General features: G+C 38.6%; 5 protein-coding genes and 1 tRNA gene. 5 read left to right on the forward strand and 1 reads right to left on the reverse strand.

Features of this window, described 5'->3' with window-relative positions:
* Nucleotides 1-103 precede the first annotated feature (103 nt).
* A complete protein-coding gene (gene serS / locus BS34_RS0103810) occupies nucleotides 104-1,390 on the forward strand; it encodes a serine--tRNA ligase (protein WP_029407228.1) in 1,287 nt (428 codons plus the stop codon).
* A 206-nt stretch (nucleotides 1,391-1,596) separates the two neighbouring features.
* Complete coding sequence (locus BS34_RS12525) at nucleotides 1,597-2,763, forward strand: GGDEF domain-containing protein (protein WP_051640665.1); 1,167 nt, start codon at nucleotides 1,597-1,599, stop codon at nucleotides 2,761-2,763.
* 80 nt (nucleotides 2,764-2,843) lie between these two features.
* Here BS34_RS12525 and BS34_RS0103820 read toward each other — a convergent pair whose 3' ends face one another.
* Nucleotides 2,844-3,173: an MGMT family protein gene (locus tag BS34_RS0103820; protein WP_029407230.1), complete on the reverse strand. Its 330-nt coding sequence runs from the start codon at nucleotides 3,171-3,173 to the stop codon at nucleotides 2,844-2,846.
* Between the two features lie 111 nt (nucleotides 3,174-3,284).
* Here BS34_RS0103820 and BS34_RS0103825 point away from each other — a divergent pair.
* The 3 genes from BS34_RS0103825 to BS34_RS0103835 all read left to right on the forward strand — a co-directional run bounded on the left by BS34_RS0103825 (nucleotide 3,285) and on the right by BS34_RS0103835 (nucleotide 23,745).
* Nucleotides 3,285-3,375, forward strand: a tRNA-Ser gene (locus BS34_RS0103825).
* Nucleotides 3,376-3,662: 287 nt separating this feature from the next.
* Nucleotides 3,663-5,009: a TolC family outer membrane protein gene (locus BS34_RS0103830; RefSeq protein WP_051640666.1), complete on the forward strand. Its 1,347-nt coding sequence runs from the start codon at nucleotides 3,663-3,665 to the stop codon at nucleotides 5,007-5,009.
* 88 nt (nucleotides 5,010-5,097) lie between these two features.
* Entirely contained in the window at nucleotides 5,098-23,745 is an 18,648-nt protein-coding gene (locus BS34_RS0103835) for a DUF4347 domain-containing protein (RefSeq protein ID WP_029407232.1), read from the forward strand.
* Nucleotides 23,746-23,764 lie beyond the last annotated feature (19 nt).

Genomic DNA, 23,764 nt, shown 5'->3' on the forward strand with positions numbered 1-23,764 from the left:
AGGCCTGGTAGATGATAGAATATCACGCAAAATTTATTGGTTATTTATAGCCAAAATATCGCTTATTACTGAATAGACTGAATTACAAAAATAGAGAAACACAATGTTAGATGCAAAGCTACTGAGATCAGATTTAGAAACGGTTGCCCAAAAATTAAAAACACGTGGATTTGAATTAGATACCGCAAAAATTCAAGCCTTAGAAGAACAACGTAAAGCGTTGCAAACTAGAGCCCAGGAATTACAGGCAGAACGTAATAGCCGTTCTAAGGGCATTGGTAAAGCTAAAGCACAGGGCGAAGATATTGCCCCTCTATTGGCAGAAGTAGAAAGCTTAAAAACTCAGTTAGAAGAAGCCGAAAAAGCTTCTGAAGCCGTGCAAGCTGAAATTGAAACTATTTATGCAGGTATTCCAAATTTACCTCATGAATCGGTTCCCGTTGGTTTAACAGAAGATGATAATGTAGAAATCCGTAAATGGGGTGAGCCAAAAACGTTTGATTTTGAAGTTAAAGACCATGTGGAACTCTCAGAACAGCGTGGTTGGTACGACAACGATGCCGCCGTAAAAGTTACTTCAGGTCGTTTTTCTGTGCTTAAAGGCCCTATGGCTAAAATGCAGCGCGCTTTAATTCAGTTAATGTTAGATACACATTCAGAGAACGGTTACGAAGAAGTTTATGTACCTTACCTAGTTAACCAAGATAGTTTGCGTGGCACAGGGCAATTACCTAAGTTTGAAGCGGATTTATACAAAATTAGCAAAAATGATGAGCACGACACCAGTGATCGTGACTTATATCTTATTCCAACGGCAGAAGTTCCTATCACAAACTTAGTTCGTGATGAAATACTTAATGAAGCAGACTTACCCATACGAATGGTCGCTCACACACCGTGTTTTCGTTCAGAAGCCGGTTCTTACGGACGTGATGTTCGTGGGTTAATTCGTCAACACCAGTTTGAAAAAGTAGAGATGGTACAAATTGTTCATCCAGAGCAATCTCATCAGGCGTTAGAAGACTTAACAGGGCATGCAGAAGCAATCCTGCAAAAATTAGGCTTAGCTTACCGTGTTGTTAACCTATGTACCGGTGACATTGGATTCTCTGCGGCTAGAACTTATGATTTAGAAGTCTGGTTACCAGGCCAAGCGGCTTACCGTGAAATTTCTTCATGTTCAAATTTTGAAGATTTTCAGGCGCGCCGCCTAAAGGCTCGTTACCGCTCTAAAGAAGGTAAGCCACAATTAGTGCATACCTTGAATGGTTCTGGTTTAGCCGTTGGACGAACTTTAGTTGCGGTACTAGAAAACTACCAAAATGAAGATGGAACGATTACAGTTCCAGAAGCTTTACGTCCATATTTAGGTGGTGTTGAGGTTCTATAATGCGGTATCTTAATCCTAAAAAAAGCCTAATAACTCTATACTATTTGAATTTTTAGACTAAATCTAAAGAATTCTTTTACTATTTTCGTGCATTCTCGACTTGTGCAAAGGTCTATAAAAGGATTAATTAATCAAATAATATCAAAGCGGATAGCGTTAGTGTTTGAATCGTTAAGTTAAAGGTAAGTACTATAGGTAAGTATTAAATGAATGCACCAGAATTGCCACAATTTACATACTCAAACAAAAAAGTTGATCAGTTACTGAGCGACGAGTTGTATTCACACGCTTATGGTACCGTTTTTATTCATACGGTATTTGGTTTATTAGTGGCGGTAATTTTTTTTAGTAAGGTTAACACAATTTTTCTTGGATTATGGTTGGGTGTGTTGTTAGCGAATATGCTAATCAGGTATACCTTTATCCGTGTTTGGTTGAAGTCTTCTACTGAAGAAAGAAAAAAGTCTTGGATGCGATATATGGCATTCGGAACATCGCTTACGAGTGGTGTTTTATGGGCCTCTTCGGTTGCTTTTTTAGATTTTCATTCATTGCCATTTGAGTCTTTAGCTCTAAGTTTAATGGTGATGTCTTTGGCGGCCAGCGCTGCATTGTATTCTGCCTATTTTATTCCTGCTTTTTATCTTTCTGTAGTGCCTTATATTGGTAGCCATCTCGTTTATCACATATTGCATTTTAGTTTTGTCTCAATGGTTGTCAGTTCCGTGCTCATGGTTTTTTTGGTTATGCTTCATGGCCAGGCAAAACGTCTGCATGGCACGCATAGAAATAAAATCATACAAACATTAAAAAATGAATTTTTAATCGCCAGACTAGAGGAAACTAATCTTAAATTAAATGAATCTTCCAGAACAGATTTTTTAACGAAAATGTTAAACAGACGTTCGTTTGATGAAGCTTTGAAAAGAGCTTGGAGGGTTTATCAAAACAAGCAACAACCAATCAGTTTAATTATGTGTGATATCGATCACTTTAAACATGTTAATGATACTTTTGGGCATATAGTTGGAGATAAGGTGTTAGTGAGGGTTGCTAATAATATTAAGCAGCAGATTCGCTCAGAAGACTTGTTGTTTCGCTACGGTGGAGAAGAATTTGTGATTATGCTTTATGATACAACCATTGCTGAAGCCGAAGTTATTGCTGAAAAAATTCGTCATAAGGTTATGAATGACCCAATTGAAATGGAAGGTAATTTAGAGTCTATAACACTGAGTTTAGGAGTGAGTTCTAAAGTCCCTGTTAAGGGTTTTAATTCTTTGGATTTATTGAATGAATCTGACCTTATGTTATATAAAAGTAAACAAAATGGTCGAAATAAAGTGACTTCAGTTCGTGATGAAAGCAAGTAATTAGTGAAAGAATTCTTTAGGCTGGTTATAAAGGTTATGTCCTTTTTTATGCACTTATTTACATTTGCAAAGCTTTCAAGTCAATTGAAAGTGAATAAGAGCTTTTTAAAGGCCACTATTTTCCCATTTTCAGTGCTAACGCCTTCAGACTCTAATAAATCGATTTTTCTCTCTATTCCAAACGCATAATTCCCAATAGCCCCATTGGAATTTACAACGCGATGACATGGTACATTGATAGGATTAGGGTTGTTAGCCATCGCATTGCCTACTGCTTGATAGGCTTTAGTATTCAGAGCGTTGGCAAGTGCTTTATAGGTTGTTATTTTGCCCTTAGGTATTTTCATTAATAGAGCATAGCATTGCTCATTAAAACTTAAGTGATTGTTTTTAATGTTCTTTGATTTCATGTTTATTACCAGGCCTGGTTTTTTATTATTTTACAAAAAAAATACAAAAAAACTTATTAAAACGCCTTGCAATAATCATTAAGACCTCTATAATACGCCACATCAAAACAAGGTGGACTGGCTGAGTGGTTTAAGGCGGCAGTCTTGAAAACTGTTGTGGGTTTGTAGCCCACCTGGGGTTCAAATCCCTAGTCCATCGCCATATTCTTAAAACCTCGTATTGGGAGTACCTAATACGGGGTTTTTTTATGTCTAAAAGCATACCATATAGTTAATATTCTTGTTAATGCATTACGTATCTTATCGCGCCTTTCATCAACGGCTTATCTTTATTTTAATTTTTTAAAAATCTGAAATAGTCATACTTTCTCTGTAGTAAATGTAATATTTTTAGTGTATTTTTATAACTATGTATTTGATTTTTATAGCATTAGTATTTTCTAATATAGTTATTTAATGACCAAAAAATAAAAAGCAAGGGGAGTGTTGATGGGTGCGCTTAGTGATAGAAAGGGGTTGTTTGGTGTAGGAATTTTGATTTTTACCTTAATGACCTCTGTGAGTCGTGCGGATGGCTTGTTGGATTTATATCAAGTTGCTTTAGACGCTGATCCGGAATTAAAAAAAGCAACCTTTGATCATCAAGCTACTTCTGAAGTTGTTCCTCAAGCATGGGCAGGTTACCTTCCAACCGTTTCTCTTGATTATGATACTGTGACGACAACTCAAGACATTGTGAGTAGTGATAATACCGTGTTTCAAAAAGGAAGTACTTCATTTCCATCCAATACTTTAACCTTAACGTTGACTCAGCCAGTTTTTCGATATGCAAATTATTTAAGAATTGGACAGGCGAAAGAAGAGCTTAAACAAGCTGATGCTGAATTGATTCAGGCGCAGCAAGATTTGATGTTGCGTGTTTCAGAAGCTTATTTTAATGCGTTGATGGCTGAGGATACTTTGACTTTTTTAGAGGCTGAAAAAACAACAGCAGCCAAGCAGTTAGACTTAGCCATTGGTCGTGAAGAAAGTTCATTGGGACGTGCTGTTGATCGCTATGATGCCGAAGCACGTTTGGCAACAGTTGAAGCTGATTATGCAGAAGCCGAACTAGACCTAAAGAATGCTTATGATGTGCTTTATGAAGTGACTGGTAAAGAGCCTAAAGAATTAGCTCGTTTGGTTGATGAAATTAAATTAGAGTCACCAACACCGGGTAATGATCAATTTTGGATTGATTCGGCAATGAATAAAAATCCTGCGGTGGTCGTTCAGCGTCATTCAGTTGAAGTCTCTAGAATGGAAATTGATCGGCAGAATGCTGGGCATTACCCTACGGTCGATTTAATTTATAGAGTGACTAAACAGGAGACTCAAGGGACTCTGTTTGGTGGTGGTAGTGATGTTCAAACACAAGAGGGTATGTTGCGTTTGAATGTACCTATTTATGCGGGTGGTTCGGTCAGCTCAAAAAAACGTGAAGCGGTTGCAAAAAGCTCAAGTTCTAAGTCTGAATTAACAAGATTACTTCGTGTATCGCGAAGTGATTCAAGAAAGGCTTTTTGGGGAGTTGTAAATTCAGTAACACGAGTAAAAGCGTTAGAAAAAGCGGTTGTTTCTCAGGCCGCAACACTCGATTTGCGTCAAGCCGCATACGAATCTGGTATAGAAACAACGATGAATGTACTTGATGCTGAGCGTGACTATTATTCGGCTAAGAGAGATTTGTCACAGGCAAAATATGATTATCTTTTAAATGGTTTACGTTTAAAGGCATTAGTAGGTATTTTGACTCAAGAAGATATTATTACGGTCAACAGCTGGCTAACGAATTAAGTTTTCCTTTTTAGTCAAAAAGAATGTGGAAAAGTCATTGCAGGATGCATTGATTTGATATTTTTACTGATGGTGCGGGGGCGTCACAATGAGTATTAAAAGAAAAAATAAGGATATAAAAACAGCATCAGAACGGAAGCCAAAACTTCAGTTTGAAGCTTTAGAAGCCAGGATTTTACTGTCTGCTGATTTAGGTGTTTCTGCAGCGGATTTAGAAGGTCCTTCAAGTCCGATTGAAAATGAAGTTATGACTTCTGAAATTCATTTGGACGGTTTTGATAGTTCTGAATTTGAGCCGAATACGATTGCCGTTGAAGACAGTCTTACTCGCCTAGCTGAAACCATTGTTTCTGAAACCTCGAATGCCCCAGAAGATTATGTTGATGCCCAGGTTTTAAATGAAACTGATGAAGAAGCTGATAGTGTTGTAATGACCCCCGATGCAATCTATCTAGCTGAAAAAATGATGGCTTCTGAAATTGTCATTGTTGATGCCGCAATTCCTGATTTACCATCTGTTGTAAATGAACTTTTTAATGCGGATTCTTCGGAAGAAGTGCTTAATCAAGAGGACGTTACTCTTACGCCTCCAGAACTACCTGTAACTGCGGTTGCTGAATCTAGCGAAGCCCCACAACTAAATAATTCTTTTGATTTGATTGGTGCAAATTTTGATCGTCAGTTAGAAATTAATGCGGATCGTGAGATTAAAGTATTTGTATTAGATAGTAGCAAAGATGGTCTTGAACAAATTAGCTCTATTCTCGATTACTTTCAAGGTGTTGCAGCCGTACATTTGTTAAGTCACGGTTCTGCAGGAGCGCTATTTTTAGGTAATACAAAAGTTAATGCACAGCAGTTAAGACAAAACGCTGAAAAATTGAAACTTTGGGGTAATTCCTTAACTAAAGATGCGGATTTATTACTCTATGGATGTGATGTTGCCAATGGAGAATTGGGTCTTGAATTTGTGGAACAGCTAGCTGTTGCAACAGGTGCGGATATAGCTGCATCTGATGATGCAACAGGTAACCTTGAAAATGCCGATTGGAAGCTAGAAAAAAATATTGGTGAAATTGAAACAACCAGTTTTGTAAGTCGTGCATTGAACGGTATTTTAGCAACGACTCCAACGGATGGTAATGACACGTTAGCGGTAACATCCGGCACCATTGCCGGTTTAAAAGGTAATGACTCTTATACTTTTTCATCAATGCCTTCAAGCACTGTTACTCTTAAAGAGTTGAATAACGAAGGTACTGATACTCTTAACCTCTCCAATGTTACTAATGACCTTAAAATTGTTATTAAAAAAGATAACCAGGTAAAAGTTTATGTTGGTACAACCTTAAAAATCACAGCAACCTATATTGAAAATATTATTGGGGGTAAGGGTAATGATGCGTTTGTAGTAGAAAAAGGAGCGAGTTTAAAAGGATATATTGATGGTGGTCTTGGCTCAAACTCTCTTACTTACACAGACCCTAACCCAGGTTTATTTTCTAATACAACTTATACCGGTTCTGTTATTACGGATTTTGGCAATAACGCTGACCAAGATGGTAAGTCCACAGCGATTGACGGTTTTGCAGCCAATGGTATTAAAAATATTGATTCAGTTACCGGCGGAAAAGGCAATGATTTCATAAAAGGTGGGACAGGTATTGATGATTTGTCTGGTGGTAAGGGTGATGATGCTATTACGGGTAATGCTGGTATTGACAACATTCAAGGTGATGCGGGTAATGACTGGTTAGATGGGGGAATTGGTACCGATACAGTTCAAGGTGGCGCTGGAGAAGATACATTAATCGCAAGTGTTGGTGGAGATACGCTCTCTGGTGGTGCTGGTAATGATACATATCAGTTTAGTGATAGTTTTGATTGGAATGCAACAAAAGTCACAGAACTCGCAAACCAAGGTGCGGATATTCTTGATTTTGGTTTAGTAACGGCGGATTTAACCTTTACAGTTAATGACCTCTCAACGACAGGAGCCACTATATCTGCTACGGGCAAAACCATTACAGCGGCGAAGCAAATTGAAAAAATTGTAGCCGGTAGCGCTATTAACACATTTAATTTTCAGAGTAATTGGTCTGAATTATTGCTAATAGAATCAACAACCGCTGCAACGATTAATATTGATTTTAGTGCAGTAACGGAAGATTTGTATTTCACAATTAGAGCAGATGGTTCAGTTAAAGTCACTGACAGCACAAGCCGTAATTCAGGGCATAGTGTGATTGTTGATAATGTTGATAAAATTATTGGTGGGCAAGGTACGAATACATTCACCCTTGAACAAGGCACAAGTTATGTAGGTATTCTTACTGGAGGCGCTTCAACCAATATTCTTGATTACAGTCAGTTTGGTGTGGCAATAGACTTAATTGCATCGACAACTGTTTTACCTGGTTTTACTGCTGCAACGACGTTAACGGGTACTTTTGATATTGTTGGTAGTGACCGTAAAGATATTTTAGTGGCTGATGCCAGCGGCCAAAAACTCTCAGGAGCTAAAGGCGATGATTTTCTTATAGGTGCAGCTGGGAATGACGAGCTTTTAGGTAATAAAGGTGACGATGTTTTTCATGGTGGGGCAGGAAACGATAGTTTTGTTGGCGGTACCGGTGATGATACCTATTATTTTAGCAATAATTGGGGACAAGATACCGGCATTACGGAATTAGCAAGAGAAGGTTTCGATACAATCAGTTTTGCTGGTATGGATCAGATAACGCCTTCACCCCTATCAACTATTAACGCCTTTTCAGGAGTCACTCAAGACCTGAATTTTGTATTTGATACAGGTGCTCTAGATATTTCCCAGGGATCGAACTCTTTAAATGTTACTAATACTAGCTTGCCTTATATTGAAAATTTGTTGGGTGGTTCGGGCAGCAACACTTATGAGTTTAAAAACAATTGGTGGCAAGCAACAGGCAGTGTTGCTGATGATATTAACCTTGATGACACCGCTTCCACAAATGGAACGCTAGATTTTTCAGACGTGACTTCAGATTTAAAATTTTTAGTAACCGATGATAATGGCGTAACGGTTGTTACCGTATCAACAATCGTTGCAGGAAAAGAATACAAAGTAAGTGCTCGCGGTATTGAAAACCTGATTGGTGGTAAAGGTGATAACCAATACTTATTTGAAGGTAATGCCAGTCTTTCAGGTTCTTTAACGGGCTATTCAGGTACTGGTGCTAATGCAGGTACGGCAACACTGAATTTTTCAGACTTTGATGATGGCTCAAGTCATGGCGTTAAGGTAGATTTAAGTACCGGTGTGGCCAAAATCATTATTAACCCTGCTGATGCAACACAAGATATCTCATTTATTGGTAGTTTTAGTAATGTTAATGATTTAGTGGGTTCTGATTATGCTGATGAGCTGACTGGTGATAACAAAGACAACAACCTTAAAGGTGGTGATGGCGCCGATACATTAATTGGTGGTTCAGGTGTTGATACCTTAACGGGTGGTAAAGGCAGTGATGATTTACAAGGTGGTGTGGGTAATGATGTTTATGTTATTGAAAAACAATGGTCAAAATTAGATATTGCACTACCTCCAACACAAGCTGATAGTATTACAGATGCAAGTGGTGCAAACACTTTAGATTTAACTGCAATTAGTAAAGATCTTAAAGTGACTTTTAAAGATGATGCTACATCAGGAACTAATGTCACGGTTTCAGCTGTTGTAGGCTCTTTGGCTGGTGTCGATGCAAAAAATAAAGTCTCCATTAATCAAGCTGGTAGCGATTGGATAATTAATACCGGTTCAGGAGATGATACTTTTATTGTCACCGATGGAGCTGATTTTGCCGGAAGTTTTGATGCTGGTGATGGCATTAATACTTTAGATTATTTTAATGGTACGGATTCACTTCATACAGACAGCTATAATCAAGCAGTAACGGTTAATTTAGAAACAGGTAGGGCAACTGGTTTTAAAGCTGCAGATGATAGCGTCGTTGGTATTAGAGATGTTTATGGTTCAGGGTTTGGTGGAGCAGACAATCTAACCGGTGATAACCAAGATAATACGTTCTATGTTGGTGAGTGGGGTGAGGCTGATGGCAATGCTAACAGAAGCCATACCATTGTTGGTGGGGGCGGTGAAAATACCGTAAGCTTTACAACCTTTACAGCAAGTGATTTCGCCTTTGTTGCAGATCTTTCTGCTGATCTGGTTACTCATGAAAAAGCCGATGGAACGGTACAAAATGTGGCAACCATACAAGACATCGCTAATTTGATTGGTGGTGCAGGTAGTGACACATTAATTGGTGATGCCTTAGCAAATATTTTAAACGGTGGTGCTGGCGATGATACGCTTCAAGGTGGTGATGGCAATGATACCTATCAGTTTGATTCTAGTTTTGGGCTAGACAGTATTGTAGAGAGTTTAGCTGAAGGTAAAGATGTTCTTGACTTTACAGGTGTAAGTGAAGCATTAACCTTCAAAAAAGGCGATACATCGTCGCTAACAGAAATTGATTTGGCAACCGCGCTTGCACAAAATGTCACGGTTACGGACGGGACTAATACCTTAACAGCAGACTTTAATGTTGAACGCTTTGAGGGTGTAAAAGATACTGATACCATTGAACAAGTCAATGTCACCGTAGAAGTTGCTGTTCAGGATGAAATGATTTCTGGATTAGAGACCTTTAAAGATTTCATTGATCTTTTGCCTGACCATGGTGATTTTGATGGATTATTAAACCTAAGTGTGCCATTAATTGGTCAAAACCTGGGTGACTTAATTGATGATGGTGGTGTCACTGCAACTGAGTTTAAAGATAAAGTTGCAGCTGAGTTAGAAATTAGAATTGATGCATTAAAAACCCTTTTCTGGGGCGAAACAACAGAGCCTGCTCAAGGCGCCAAAACTGATTCAAATACGGATGCTATTCTTGCGCTTGTTGATGGTAATGGATTACCTCTTTTTACGATTGCTGAAAACACGCGTTTACTTGAGTTTGGTACAAGTATTGAATTGTTTAATCAAACAACCAATCAAGCGCTTGATTTGGGCGCAACTTTAAGTGAAATACCGGCCGTTGATGTTGATCTTAACCTGAGTGTTAATGGGCAAATGATGCTTGATTTCAACTTTGGTGTATTGCCACAAGACGCTAGCCAGCCAACACAAAATCTTGAGTTTAATTTAGCGGATCCAAGCGTTAATTTTAATATCACTGTATTCGATAATGATGTAAATACCACATTAGATCTTGGACTTATTCAAGCCGGGGTTGATAGCGGTGAACTAGCACTAAACTTAGCATTAGGGTTAGGTGCGGTTACTGACTTAAATCAAACGACACTTCAAAATGTGGTGGATGGAAATACTGCCATAACAGGTGTGTTCAGTTTACAAGCAGATAAGAGCACGGCGATTACTGCTGAACTTCCGGTTAACGTTAATGCGTCAGGTTTAGGGATTGATTTGCCTAACTTACCTGTTATTAGTCTATCCACACCTGAATTACCTGAGTTTCCAGATCTATCGGCTTTATCTTCTTGGTTAACAGATATTGACTGGAGTTTACCTGATCTGAGTGAAATTTTTGATTTGGGTAATATCAGTATTGATCAATTATTCCAAATGTTAACGTCAGGGCTCCAATATTTACTGGATAACTTTGAATTTAATCTAAATATACCAGGCCTGGGTTTAGACATTGATTCTCTATTCTCAAAACTAGGTGAGTTGATTCCAAACTTCAATGGTTTTGATACAGGCATTGAACAATTTTTACAAGATTTGATAAATGCCCTTGACCCAACCGCATTTACAGGCGGATTAGATTCTCTTGAAGTTTGGTTGAATGATTTGATTTCAGGTCTATTCCCTAGTATATGGCCTGATATTTCTTTACCGAAATTCGATTTAGGGTGGAATGGTATTGACCTTGGTTTAGATTTTAATTTTGACGTAGGTATCAATGATCTTCTAGCTTCATTTAGCCTTCCTGAACTTGCGCTTGCTTTTGATATGGACTTGTCAGATTTAGCCAGCTATTTTGATTTACCAACAAACTTTTTGCCAGGTGATTTAGCAATTGAATTTAATGCAGGAGCAGAATTAGCGGTTGATGCTGGCTTTGACATGGATTTGGAATTGGAGTTTGCAGCGCAAGAATTTACCCAAGCCGTAATTGCAAATATGGGATTGTCTGGTCTTGATTTTATGCATTATGCGTTTGTTGGAGATGATAGTCAGGTAAGTGTCGATGCGTCTGCGAGTGCATCTGATATTGATATTGAAGCAATTTTAACGATTGATGATACTTTGCCTGATATCGGTTTTTGGGTAGAAGATGGTGTAGCCGTCATTTCAGCGGGAGCAGGTCTTACATTAGCGCAGACGAGTAGTGGACGTTATCAATTAAGTCAGTTTGCAACCCCGGCAGCAAACCTGTTTGTAATTGAAGCAGGAGGTGAGGCTACGGTTGACTTACCTATGTATTTAGGTACAGGTAGTTTGCCAATTGGTGGTACGACACTTGATTTAAATAGCGATGGTATTGCAGACAATACATTACATGCAGGTTTTGATTTTGGTACGGGTGGTATTTCTTCTCCAGAAGTCATTGCACCTAATTTTAGTAGTTTTAATCTCATTGCATTTTTGAATGATCCAACTACAGTCCTCACAGGTTTAGAGGGAATGTTTAGTAATATTAAGTCTTTAATGACAGATCAGTTAGGCCAACTTGGTCTACCTCTGGTTGGCGATGTTATGAAAAATGCGGGTGCATTTGTTGATGAATTGCGCGATAACTTACTTGGTGTTAAGAATAGTGGCATCTATGAAACTGGCAAACTAGGAGCTGAACTCACAGAGGCAGCGGCAAATGGTGATGATGTTATTAGCTTAATTCGTGATGCTTTATTTAATGAATTAGGTGATTACCTACAAGTCGTTGTATCAGATAGTGATGGAAATCCTGCTTTTAGTGATGCAGGAACACCGTTATATCGTGAAGTTGAAACTTCTGATGATATTGGTTTAGTTTTAACAGCTGATGGCGCTTTAACTTTCAATGTATTGTTAGCAGGTAGTGTGTTTGAAGGGCTTGATGATTATGTTGAACGTACTGCAGATTTAGATGGAGACGGTGAGCTAGAAGTGATTAAACGCTTCTTAGAAGTGCCAATTGACTTTGATTTAACAGCACCAGGATTAGGTTTAAAAACAGGGCCTGATGACACGATTGAAGTGAGTTTAGATTATTTCTTTGGTCTTGGCTTTGGTTTTGATATGGACGGCTTCTTCCTTGATACTGCAGGCGTTACCCAAGAAGGTGATGAACTTGGATTAATTCTAGAAGCTTCATTGAGTAGTGGTGCATCTCTTACAGGGGTGTTGGGCTTTTTGCAAATGAGCTTAACAGAGGTTGCTGACGATGATGGTAGTAGTGGGTTACGAGGTAAAATTGCTGTTGATCTTAAAGATGGTGATAATGATGATAAATGGCGCATTGGTGAAGCATTAGGTCTTGCAGCTGGTATATCTGCCTATGCTAATGTGGATATTTTTGCAGAAGTGGATATGGACTTTGCAGGCAAGGATATTTCATTGCCAGGCATGAATACGACCATTCATTATGATCAAGAATTAGCCAATGTTACCTGGGAGTCCGGGGCAACATTTGCAGCTAATTTCTTTGAAGCACCGGAAGTTGTTTTAGAAGATGTTACGTTAAATGTTGGTGATTTGTTTAGCGGTTTTATTGGACCTGTTGCGTTAGAACTAGATCCATTCTTGGGTAAGGAATCTGAAGTTCGCCGTGTTATTGATATTTTAACCACGCCGATTGATTTAGGTATTACTGAACTCAAACTGCTTGATATTGTTGTGCTTTCAATGAATCTAAAAAGCCCAGGAACTGGGGATGCGTTGAAGAAAGTTGTTGAGGCTCTTCAAGGTGTGTCTAATTTTATTTCTCTTGCAAGTAATGCTGCTAAGAGTAATACGCCGATTGAAGTAAATTTTGGGACGTTTGATTTAAAGGGTGGTTTAGTTACTTCTGATAGCAACACGATTACACAAAATAGCTATGAGAAGAAAGAGGGAACTGGTGAAAATTCTAAAGACAAAGTAGCAAATAGTAACGCAACAGAAAGTCAGAAAACTCTTACCACTCAGTTAACAGCAACTGGAGGAGATATCCTATTCCCAATTCTTTATGATCCAATGACAGCTGTTGGTTTGTTATTAGGTAAAGACGTTGACTTATTTATTTACGACACACCTGATTTACAATTTAATGTTGAGTATGAGCAATCGTTCCCTGTATTTACTGGTTTGAATGCGGTTTTAAAAGGAAGTTTAGAGGCTTATACGGATTTCTTCTTTGGTTTTGATACAACAGGTATTCGAAGTTGGTTTGATTCTTTTGAAAGCAATGATTACGACTTTTTGGATTCAGCAGGTGATTTAGATGATATTTTTGATGGTTTCTTTATAGCGGATGTGGATGTTGATGCTAACGGTGTCTTAGGAACTGAAGATGTTTCAGAAGTTGTTTTAAAAGTTCAAATTGCTGCTGGTGCCGCATTGGGTATAGGTGGTCTTGTTGAGGCTGGTGTTTTGGGGGGTATTGAATCTATTATTGGGTTAAATCTACATGATAAACCAGCTCCTGGAACAGGTGGAAATACAGGTATACCTGCCGTTTACGACGGAAAAATTCGTTTTGATGAAATTTCCCAAATTATTCAACACAATCCACTCTGTCTATTTGACATGGAGGGTGTTATTAATGCCTTCCTAGAAGCCTATCTTTGGGTAGGGGTGAAAGTATTTGGTTCTAAAATTACCTTATTCTCAGCTTCAGAGCGTTTTGTAGAATATGAAATTGCTTCGTTTGAATATGTTTGTCCTGATCCCAACCCAACAGTTGCAACGCTTGATAATGGCGTTTTAACTCTAGCTTATCGCGATGATAACGGAAATGCAGCAGATTTTGAAAAATATAAAGTATACCTAGATACCGTTGAATACTTTGATAATGCTGGCAAAAAGACTGGTGAAGAAGAACGTATTTTTGTTACAGGTAACGGCCATACTCAAACATGGGCAAAAGGAGATGTTAGTAAAATTGTTTCAGAAGGTACTTCTGGAAATGATGTCTTTGAAGTTGATACTGAGGTGAATGTTGATTTTGATATCGGTGGTGGAGCAGGTAATGACATTATTATGTTTAACGGTAACCAAAATAGTGACCGAAACCGCATAATTCGGGGTGGTGAAGGTAACGATACTATTGTTGGTAGTGCTATTTCAGATAGGATTTATGGAGATGCTGGTAACGACAATATTAAATCAGGTGACGGCGTAGATATTATTTATGGTGGAACAGGTGATGACTTTATTTGGGTTGAAGGTACTGAAGTAGCTACTTCTGGTTTGGCAAATGGGTTTGCAAACTATGTTGATGCAGGAGCTGGTAATGATCAAATCTTAGGTGGAGATGGTGCTGATAAAATTTTAGGTGGCACTGGGGATGATACGGTTGATTCAGGCGCTGGAAATGATTATATCGACGGTGGTGATGGAGCCGATTATATTGATGCTGGGGAAGGCGCCGATGTGATTTTGGGTGGCGCTGGTGATGACGGGCTAAACTGGGAAACAGGCGACGGTGCGGATAACTTTACTGGTGGTAAAGGTTCAGATGAAATCTTTATGGCTGGTTACCAAATTAATCCTGATGAGTTTTATAAAGAGGATAGTAGTAACTATATAGTCGATGACGGTGCAACGGATACCATTGTCGTATCAGATAGTAATGGTAATACGAATGTGAGTTGGCAGCATGGTTCTGGTCCTACGGTAACCTTAACCAGCTCCGGTGTTGAATTGTTGAGTATGGATAGCGGTGACGGTGCAGATGATATTTCCATAGGAAATTTGAAAGATACGGATACAGCTAATGTTAGTCTGAGTACAGGTACTGTTCGTTCGCTTAAAACGGTAGAGCGATCTGTTCAGGAACGTGATGAGGATGGTAATTTAGTTAAATCCTCTCAAAAACTTGATTTTAAAATCCTTGATTCTCAAGACGATGGTGATATTGATAATGTTACTGTTGAGGGCACCCAGGGTATTGATGATTATCTAATCAGTACTGTTGAATCTACGGGTATTGATGGTAATACGCAAACTTCTTTGAGATATGAGCAATTAGATGGTGGTAAAGATGAAGCACAAAAGCCAACAAGTCATGTAATTGTTGATGTTTATAATCTTGGTACTTCAGATAAAACTCTCTTAGAAACCCTTGCAGGTAACGATTCGATTGATGCTCAAGGAGTGACTAATGCTTTGGTTGCTGAGCTGTTTATGGATGGTGGTGCGGATGACGATACCATTATCGGTACGAGTTTAGCATCCACTTCAGATGTCATTATTGGTGGTTCAGGTTCTGACCGAATGACTGGAGCCGTAGGGGTAGATAAATTCTTTGAGCAAAGTGTCATTGGTGATAGCAATATTGCAGGTGATGTAGATGTGTTGGTAGAAAAACGAGATGCAGACTTTACTTTAAAAAATCAACAGCTTGTGATTGATGATTCAAACTTGTCTGGCCAGAATGGGAATGAGACCGAAAACTTTGCACAAATATTTGAAAATGCAGAGTTAACAGGCCTGGATAGTGCCAATAAATTTGAAATAACCGACTGGTCTGGCGGCGGTATTTTAGATGGCGGTAAAGGTGGTGATAGTTATACCTTAGAACTTGCACAACTTGCTGAAGGGCGTCAATTTTTAAATATTGACGATACTGGTGCAAGTGGAATTGACTCATTGATTTATAAGGGCAGTACTGGTGATGATACTATCCAAATGGATACTGTTTATAAAAAAGAACAAGACGTTGAGAATAAATTTACCGACAGTCGTTGGACTGACTATGGTGAACATGGTGATGGTTTATTGATTGCACACTTTGATTCAACGGATAACTTCACTGAGGTTAACCTTGATGATGAAGATGCTCTGATGAATGTTAAAGAATCCGGCCTTTCTGAAGGTGCAGATTACCAGGTCATTAACTATAACTCTGTCGAAGAGGTCACCGTATTTGGTGGAGAAGGTAATGATAAATTCATTTCGGATGGTACCGCTAGTCAGGTCGATGTCTATGGTGATGCGGGTGATGATCAATTCTATATAGGCTCTGTGCTTAAAACAGACACTGTGCTGGTAGAAGGTCAAGAGGTTACCATTGTTGAAGAGATTACTGACGGTGTAAACTTTAATGGTTCGGCCTTCTTTGGTGGTGAAGATGATGATTACTTTGAAGTAAATCATAATGCTGCAGATATTGGTCTTTATGGCGACAACGGTGACGATACCTTCTTTATTAAAGCGCTATTAACACTTGATGACGATGGTGAACTATTAGACATTGATAGCGGTGTTGCAAATGTATCTGGTGTTTCTGTAAATCAAAATCCAAATGATACTCGTGAAGTGGATGTTGATACGCTAGTTTATGTAGAGAATGCCAACGTTACTATTGATGGTGGCGCAGGATTTGATTCAGTAGCTATTGTTGGAACGGTATTGAGTGATACCTTCTATGTGTTTGTAGAACGAGATGAAACCACGGGTGAAACGATTCAACGTATCTATGGCGCAGGCATTAAACTTCAGAAACTACTGAATATTGAACGTCTTCAATTATTAACTGGGGGCGGAGATGATACCGTTTTCCTATACGGTGTGGATATGGGGCTGATTGGCGATATGGTCGTCAAAACCGGTTCAGGTAGTGATACCGTTCATGTTGGTGGCCCAGAACAAATAATCAACCTAAATTTCCCTAAAAATAGCGATTTGTTCTATTCACAAGTAGAAGGGTTTAAAGTTGATCAAGATGCGGAGGGTAACTACCTTTATGCAGGTATGGTTGCAGGTTTGCCATTCTATCGTATTGATGAAGTTGACCGTGTTGTGCCTTTTGAGGTACAAAACCCAGCGCGTACCTTGCAGATTACCATGCCAGAATCCTACGATATTAATGCTTTCACTTCTCCTGTTTTGATTGATGGTGGAGAAGGTGTGCGTGATGAAATTATTTTTAATAATCAGCAGGGTGCAAATAATATTCGTTTCGCGAATACTGAATTGGAAAGAAAAGAAGTCGTTTTTGATTACAGTAAGTTCAGTTTAACAAGTGGTTCAGGAGACTTTGTAGGGACTATTTTAAATGATCCTACTTCAGGATCAGTAGCGCAAGAATTACTAGGATCTGCAGTTGGAGATTATATTCGTTTCCAAGATCGTTATTATGACACCTCCTTAGTGGATACCTTAAATGCTAATAATCTTTCTCAACTAGTGATTCCAGAGGGTTTGAGTTACTTCAATATTCAAAACACTTTGCAGTCAGATGGAACATTAAGTTTTGCACGTGATCAATTAATAGATTTAGCGACTAAATTTAACTTGTCACTGAGTTGGACAATCGTTAATCACCCAGATCCAACTCGTGCTGATCCTAATGGTGATGGTGATTACTCAGATGGTGAGAAACTTTATGAATTGCTAAGTATTAAAACTGCAGATGGTGAGACGGTTGCATTTGAGGCTCAGCATAAAGAGACTGTTATTTTTGATATTAGTGGCAATATGTCGATATTAAAAGACTTAACAGCCTTAACACTTAAAACGACATCGACCTTAACCGTTGATTTTTCAGACGATGCTATTAGTAGTGTTGAATTGATTCGTTCTGATGATATGAATACATTAGGAGTGATTGGCGCAGCACCGGAACTTCATATAACTGGTATGAATGACATTACCTTGAATTTAAGTGAAAAAGATCAAGTGAATGGATCAGTGCTTGAAGTGGATAATGAGTTATTTGGTACAGAAAAAATTACCGATCAGACAGGACAGACTCAAACTCTTAACACGACAGATAAATTATTTGTAGAAGGTGGAAGTACTGCGGATGATATTCGTATACAGCAAACTTTAGCAGAGGTTATTGTTCATGGTAATGATGGTAATGACACTATAACCGTCGGAAAAGATGGGCGTTTAGACCAGATTAAAGATCAGGTTTATCTGTTTGGTGATGCGGGTGAAGATAGCATTATCTTGGATCGTGAACAGGATGCAAGTGATGCTGATGTAACGATGGATAAAAATCTATTAGAACACTCTAAAGGGTTTGAGCAGTTAAGTAGAATTACTAGTGCTTTGAGTTTACAAAATATAACGGCCGATGAAAATACTTTATTAGAAGAGAATTTAAAAGAAGCTTCAGACCCTTATGCGGATGCCGCTTTTTCAGTAAACCAGAATGATTTAAGAACAGCAGCTGATGAAATTGCAGAAGATACTTTAACGAAACTTCTTAAAGTACTTGAAAATGGTAAGCAGCAGCTTGCTGACTCTACTCAAAATGCCGTTGACACGCTTCGTGAAAACGATCAAATGTTGCTTGAGAATCAAATCAAGCTTTATACCCGTTCTAAGTATTACGATGACAATAACATTGATACAGCTATTTTAAATAAGCTCACGAGTTTGGGCATATTTACGTCATTTTCTGTTGAGTATAAAGTTGATCTTTTCTTCCTAGAGCACACTTTTTATGAAAACTTTGATTGGAGAAGTATTCAAAATGGGTTTACTATTGCTGAAGATTGGTTGTCAAACTTTGCTAATAAAGTTGATATTTCTGATGGAGATAATAGCCAAACGGTAACGTTAGATGCCTCTTCAAACAAATCGTTTATACAACAACTTTTAGAAGATAATGCAGGTAACAGTGATCTCTTTGGTTTAATTAATGATGCAGTAACTAAAAATAAACAGGAAGTATTTACAGCAGAAGAAACGGAAAGTGATTGGTTAACCGTTACATTTTCTTTAGACATGTATGCATATAACCATTGGACTACCGATAATGCCGCAAGGGCTTATGCAAATATCTATGACGATTTAGTCAATGACTATTTAGGTACTTCTGGTATCTATAAATCATTGCTTGAATCTAGAGGCTTAAACAACACTGAAATAAATAATCTATACAATCAATATAGTTCAAATACAGCGATTAGAGGGTTTGATATAAGTAACCCTCTTGCTGGAGATAAGGCTTACTACAGCCCAGATCTGATTGAGTCGATTGATAACATTAATCTTGATTTGTCAGCGTCTACTTTGTCGCATACGACTCAGGCTGTTCAAAATCAATTAAATGACTTAAATCTTAATATTCAGAATAGTTTTGCCGATCGTTATGACGATAAGTTTGATAGTTTGATTTCTAAAATTAACGGCGTGTTAAATGCTGGTAATTTCTCTGAAGCGACTCTGAAATCAATCAGTAATGAACTAGAAAGCTTAGTTAATAGCACAAATCCATATTCTGGTTCAAGCCTACAAGCTGACCAGCAGATGGTATTAGCTCCAGTTTATAATTTACTTGCTGGGAATACTGAAAACGGTTTGGCTGAGATTATTAGTGATGTTGCAGACTTGCATACCGCAATTAATAGCGCTGATTTTAATGCAATTATTGCGGCCGCTCAAGCGACAACTAACTACAGTGATGATCAAGCGCTCTTTAGTACCGCTAATTATGCTCTTGCACAAGACGCCTATAGTAAGGCTTCAGACATAATTGATAAGTTCTTGATTTATTCTGCCGGTCAGGTTGATATGGGTGAACTGTCTCCTGAAACCATTGAAGTACTTAAACAAATTAAAATTCTTGATAGAGCGGCAACTCGTTTTGACGCATTTGTAGATGCTCTTGAAACAGGATTTGATTTTAATGCATTTAAGTCTGATTACTTGGCTAATCAACAAGAAGTTCAAACCTTTATTGCAAACCATCCTGAGTATGTAGCTTATCTTCAATCAGAATCACGATTTGAAGCTATGGCGGGTTCTTTAACTCAAGATTCCAGAGACACAATTACGCTTTCAGCGTTAAATCAACAACAGTATAACTTGCTAACTTCTGCTTACCAGGACGCCATTGCAAAACGTAATTGGTTAATAAACGGTGGTACTTACAATGGTGAATATTACCAAGGTCTAAAAAATGAGTACACCGTTCATATAAATTATTGGTGGTTCTGGGGGGAATATCGCACCATTCAGCTAGATTACACGGTTGATCAACGTTTCACTCAAGCCAATGCTTTGGTGAGCGAACTAGCTAATCAGTTAAACCAAGCTTATGGTTTTAAAGTAGAAAGTGATAGCCAAACCGCTAGACTCAATAGTTTATTAACAGGGTATTCCGGTGAGGAAACTACTTTAGAAGGTAAAATTGCTGATCTTGGTACTCAATATGAGACAGCTAAAGACGAGCTTAATGCGCAATATCTAGTGCTGAAAGAGTTAAGTAAGTTTGCGGTTGAAGTGATTAAAGCTCGTGGCCCAGACCAAGATATAGAAGGGTTTGCTGACGATAGTAGCCTTATTTCTGAAATGGTTTCCTTCTATGATGACTACAATATAATTGATGAAAATGCCTCTCAACTTCCATATGAAACAAACCAGTTCTTGAGTGAGGTTAGAGATGAACAAGGTGAACTAATTCGTGGAACCACTCAGAGTTCAGTTATCTTTAAGGAAGATAATCGAGAATATACTGATATTACCTCGGTGTCCGGTCTGACTGAACAAGGTGCAGATATTCATGTTGGTTACGATGATGTTGAAATGCTTACAGTTAAAACAGGCTCTGGAAACGATCAGGTTCAGGTTATGGATACTCTTGGTCAATTAACTGCTGAGGTACATATTGAAACAAATGGAGGTAATGATCTAGTCACTGTAACAGATGAAAATAACACGACTGAAGGGGTAACATCTCAATTAATTGTTGATTCTGGATTGGGGATTAACCGCTTAGAAATTAATGATATTGCTGATTCCTCCGGCGATACGATTACTATGACTAATAGTGAACGAGCTGGTTATACTTCTGTTACAGGGATTGCTGCAGGAGATATTCATTATGCCGGTGCATATGGTGATGGTGTCTTATTACAAGCGGGTCTTGGTGCCGATGATATTACCGTTGACGGAGTGATTGAATATGCTCACACAACAATTAAAGCGGGTAAAGGTGACGATGATGTAACAGTCACTGTCAATAATGTACGTTCAAGTATAGAGACTAAGTTAACTATTCAGGGTGAAAATGGTGAAGATATCATCGATGCGATTGATTCAGGATTTGGAATCACTATTGAAGGTAATCTAGGTAATGATACTATTTATGGCTCAATGCATGATGACTTAATTTCAGGTAATCAAGACAATGATTTTATTGTTGGTGGGTTAGGTTCTGATGAAATTTTCGGTAATGCTGGAGAAGATATTATTCTAGGTGACTTAGGTTCTATCACTGATGAAAATGGCAATGAAATGACTCAGCGTGCAGGTATTCTAACAAGAGTTGAATCGACTATCGGCGGGGATAATGACACGATTGATGGCGGGCTTGGCAATGATACTATTATCGCTAGTGGTGGTGACGATAAAGTGACTGACAGTGGTGGGAATAACACAATCTTTGGAGATCATGGCCTGGTGACTTACCTTGCTGGTATGACGGCCGCTGTTACAAGTCGTCATATACAAGAAGGTGGTAATGACAATGTTACCGCAAGTGATGGAGACAACCTGATTATTGGTGGTTATGGCAATGATACAGTTGCTGCAGGGAACGGTAACAATCGGGTATTAGGTGATAACGGTGAAATGTTATTTACTGATGGAATCCTCCAAACGATTACCACTTATGATACAGACTCCCTAACAGGTGGAGTCGATAAAGTCACCTTAGGAAACGGTAAACATATCGTTATAGCTGGTACTCATGGTGACACGATTAACTCCGGAATAGGTAATAGTATTTTAATGGGTGATAATGGGACGGCTACATTTACATTAAGTGGTGAGCGTACTCAGGTTGTAAGTGAAGTCAGTACCTTAGGTGGAGATGATCGTATTACTGCCGCTGGTGGTGATAATTTAGTTTTAGGTGGTGTAGGCAATGACAATATCAATACCGGTGCAGGGGCTGATTCAATTTTTGGTGATAACGGTCAATTAGAGTATCTTGACGGAATATTAAACCGAACTGAAACTACCGATGTGTCTGAAAGCACAGGTGGAATTGATACCATTGAGTCTGGTGATGGTAACAATACGGTATTTGGTGGAAGCTATGGTGATACGATTACGTCTGGTGTTGGGAATAGTATATTAGCCGGTGACAATGGATTTGTTCAGTTAAATGATACTGGTGATCAACGTGTAGAAGTTCGTTCAGAGCTAAGTACGCTAGGTGGTGACGATGGTATTTCTGCTAGAGGTGGAAATAATTTAGCGTTTGGTAGTGTTGGAAATGATCTTATAGAAACTGCAGATGGTGATGATGTCATATTTGGTGATAACGGCGTTGCATTATATAAGAATGGTCTAGCGGACGTTTATACTACAACCGACTTAACCTTAGCAACTTCTGGTAACGATAATTTAATTGGTGGTGCGGGTGATGATCTTATCTTTGGCGGTCTAGGTAATGAAGTTATTTATGCTGATGCGGGTGATGATAAAGTTCTAGGTGACTTAGGTACTGCTAATTACAATACTGATGATTCAAATCCTTTAACACTTGATCGAGTTTTTAGTGAAAACTCTGAGATAGGTGGGCAAGATGAAATTCATGGTGGAGACGATAACGATATTATTATTGGTGGTGCGAATGATGATAATTTGTTTGGTGACAAAGGCGATGATTTTGTATCTGGTGATGGAGGTCAAGCTATATTCAAAAATGCGCAATTAGAAAGTGTTGAAACTATAGAGCTGTTTATTGGAGGTGATGACCAACTTAGTGGTGGAGCAGATAATGATGTATTAATGGGTGGCTTTGGTGATGATTTGTTCTTTGGTAACCTTAGTGAAGACGCAATGATTGGTGAATATGCTCGTGCATTAATTGATTCATCTCAGGCAGGCTTTGAAAATGGAGTCTTTGTAGTGAGACTTGCACAAGGTAATCTTGATTTAATTGCAAGTAATCAGTTTGGCCTATATAACGATAAGTTAGAAGGGCTAGGATTTACCCCATTATCAAAATTTACACCGCTAAGTTCTTCTGGTTTGAAAGCCGATGCTGCAACGTCTTTATTTACAAGTGATGGTGAGCGTAGACATTATAGTGGTGTAGCCCAAGATAATATTATTGATATACTCAATAATCTACCTGCGACAGGCTCTGGTGGTGATGAGAATACTGATGATGAAGACAATCAGTGTTACGACGATCAGGGAGAGGTGGTTGAATGTCCTATAGAGGAACAAGGTACTCCTGAAAGTGGTCAAGAAGACGCTCAACCTGAAATAGATCAGGATGGTAATATTGAAGGTAAACCTGAATCAGTTCAACCAGTAAAAGAAGAACCTGCGGTAGATCCTCAGCAAAATTCTCAAGAGGATAAAGATAATAATCCTCAAGATAACTCTTCTGAAGAGGGGAGTGATGTTGTAGCAGCGGTATCAGCAATGGCAGGATGGGCTCTAGCCACGGGTAATACTTCAGGCAATATTAAAGTTGCTAAAAAAGGCTTTGATAAACTGAGCCACCAACAGCGTAAATTGATGCGTTGGGATGATCAGAATCAATGCTTTGTAAAAGATAGCAAATAAGGAGATCTTCACACGAGAG

The sequence above is a fragment of the Thiomicrorhabdus sp. Milos-T2 genome, assembly GCF_000702325.1.
Classification (GTDB): domain Bacteria; phylum Pseudomonadota; class Gammaproteobacteria; order Thiomicrospirales; family Thiomicrospiraceae; genus Thiomicrorhabdus.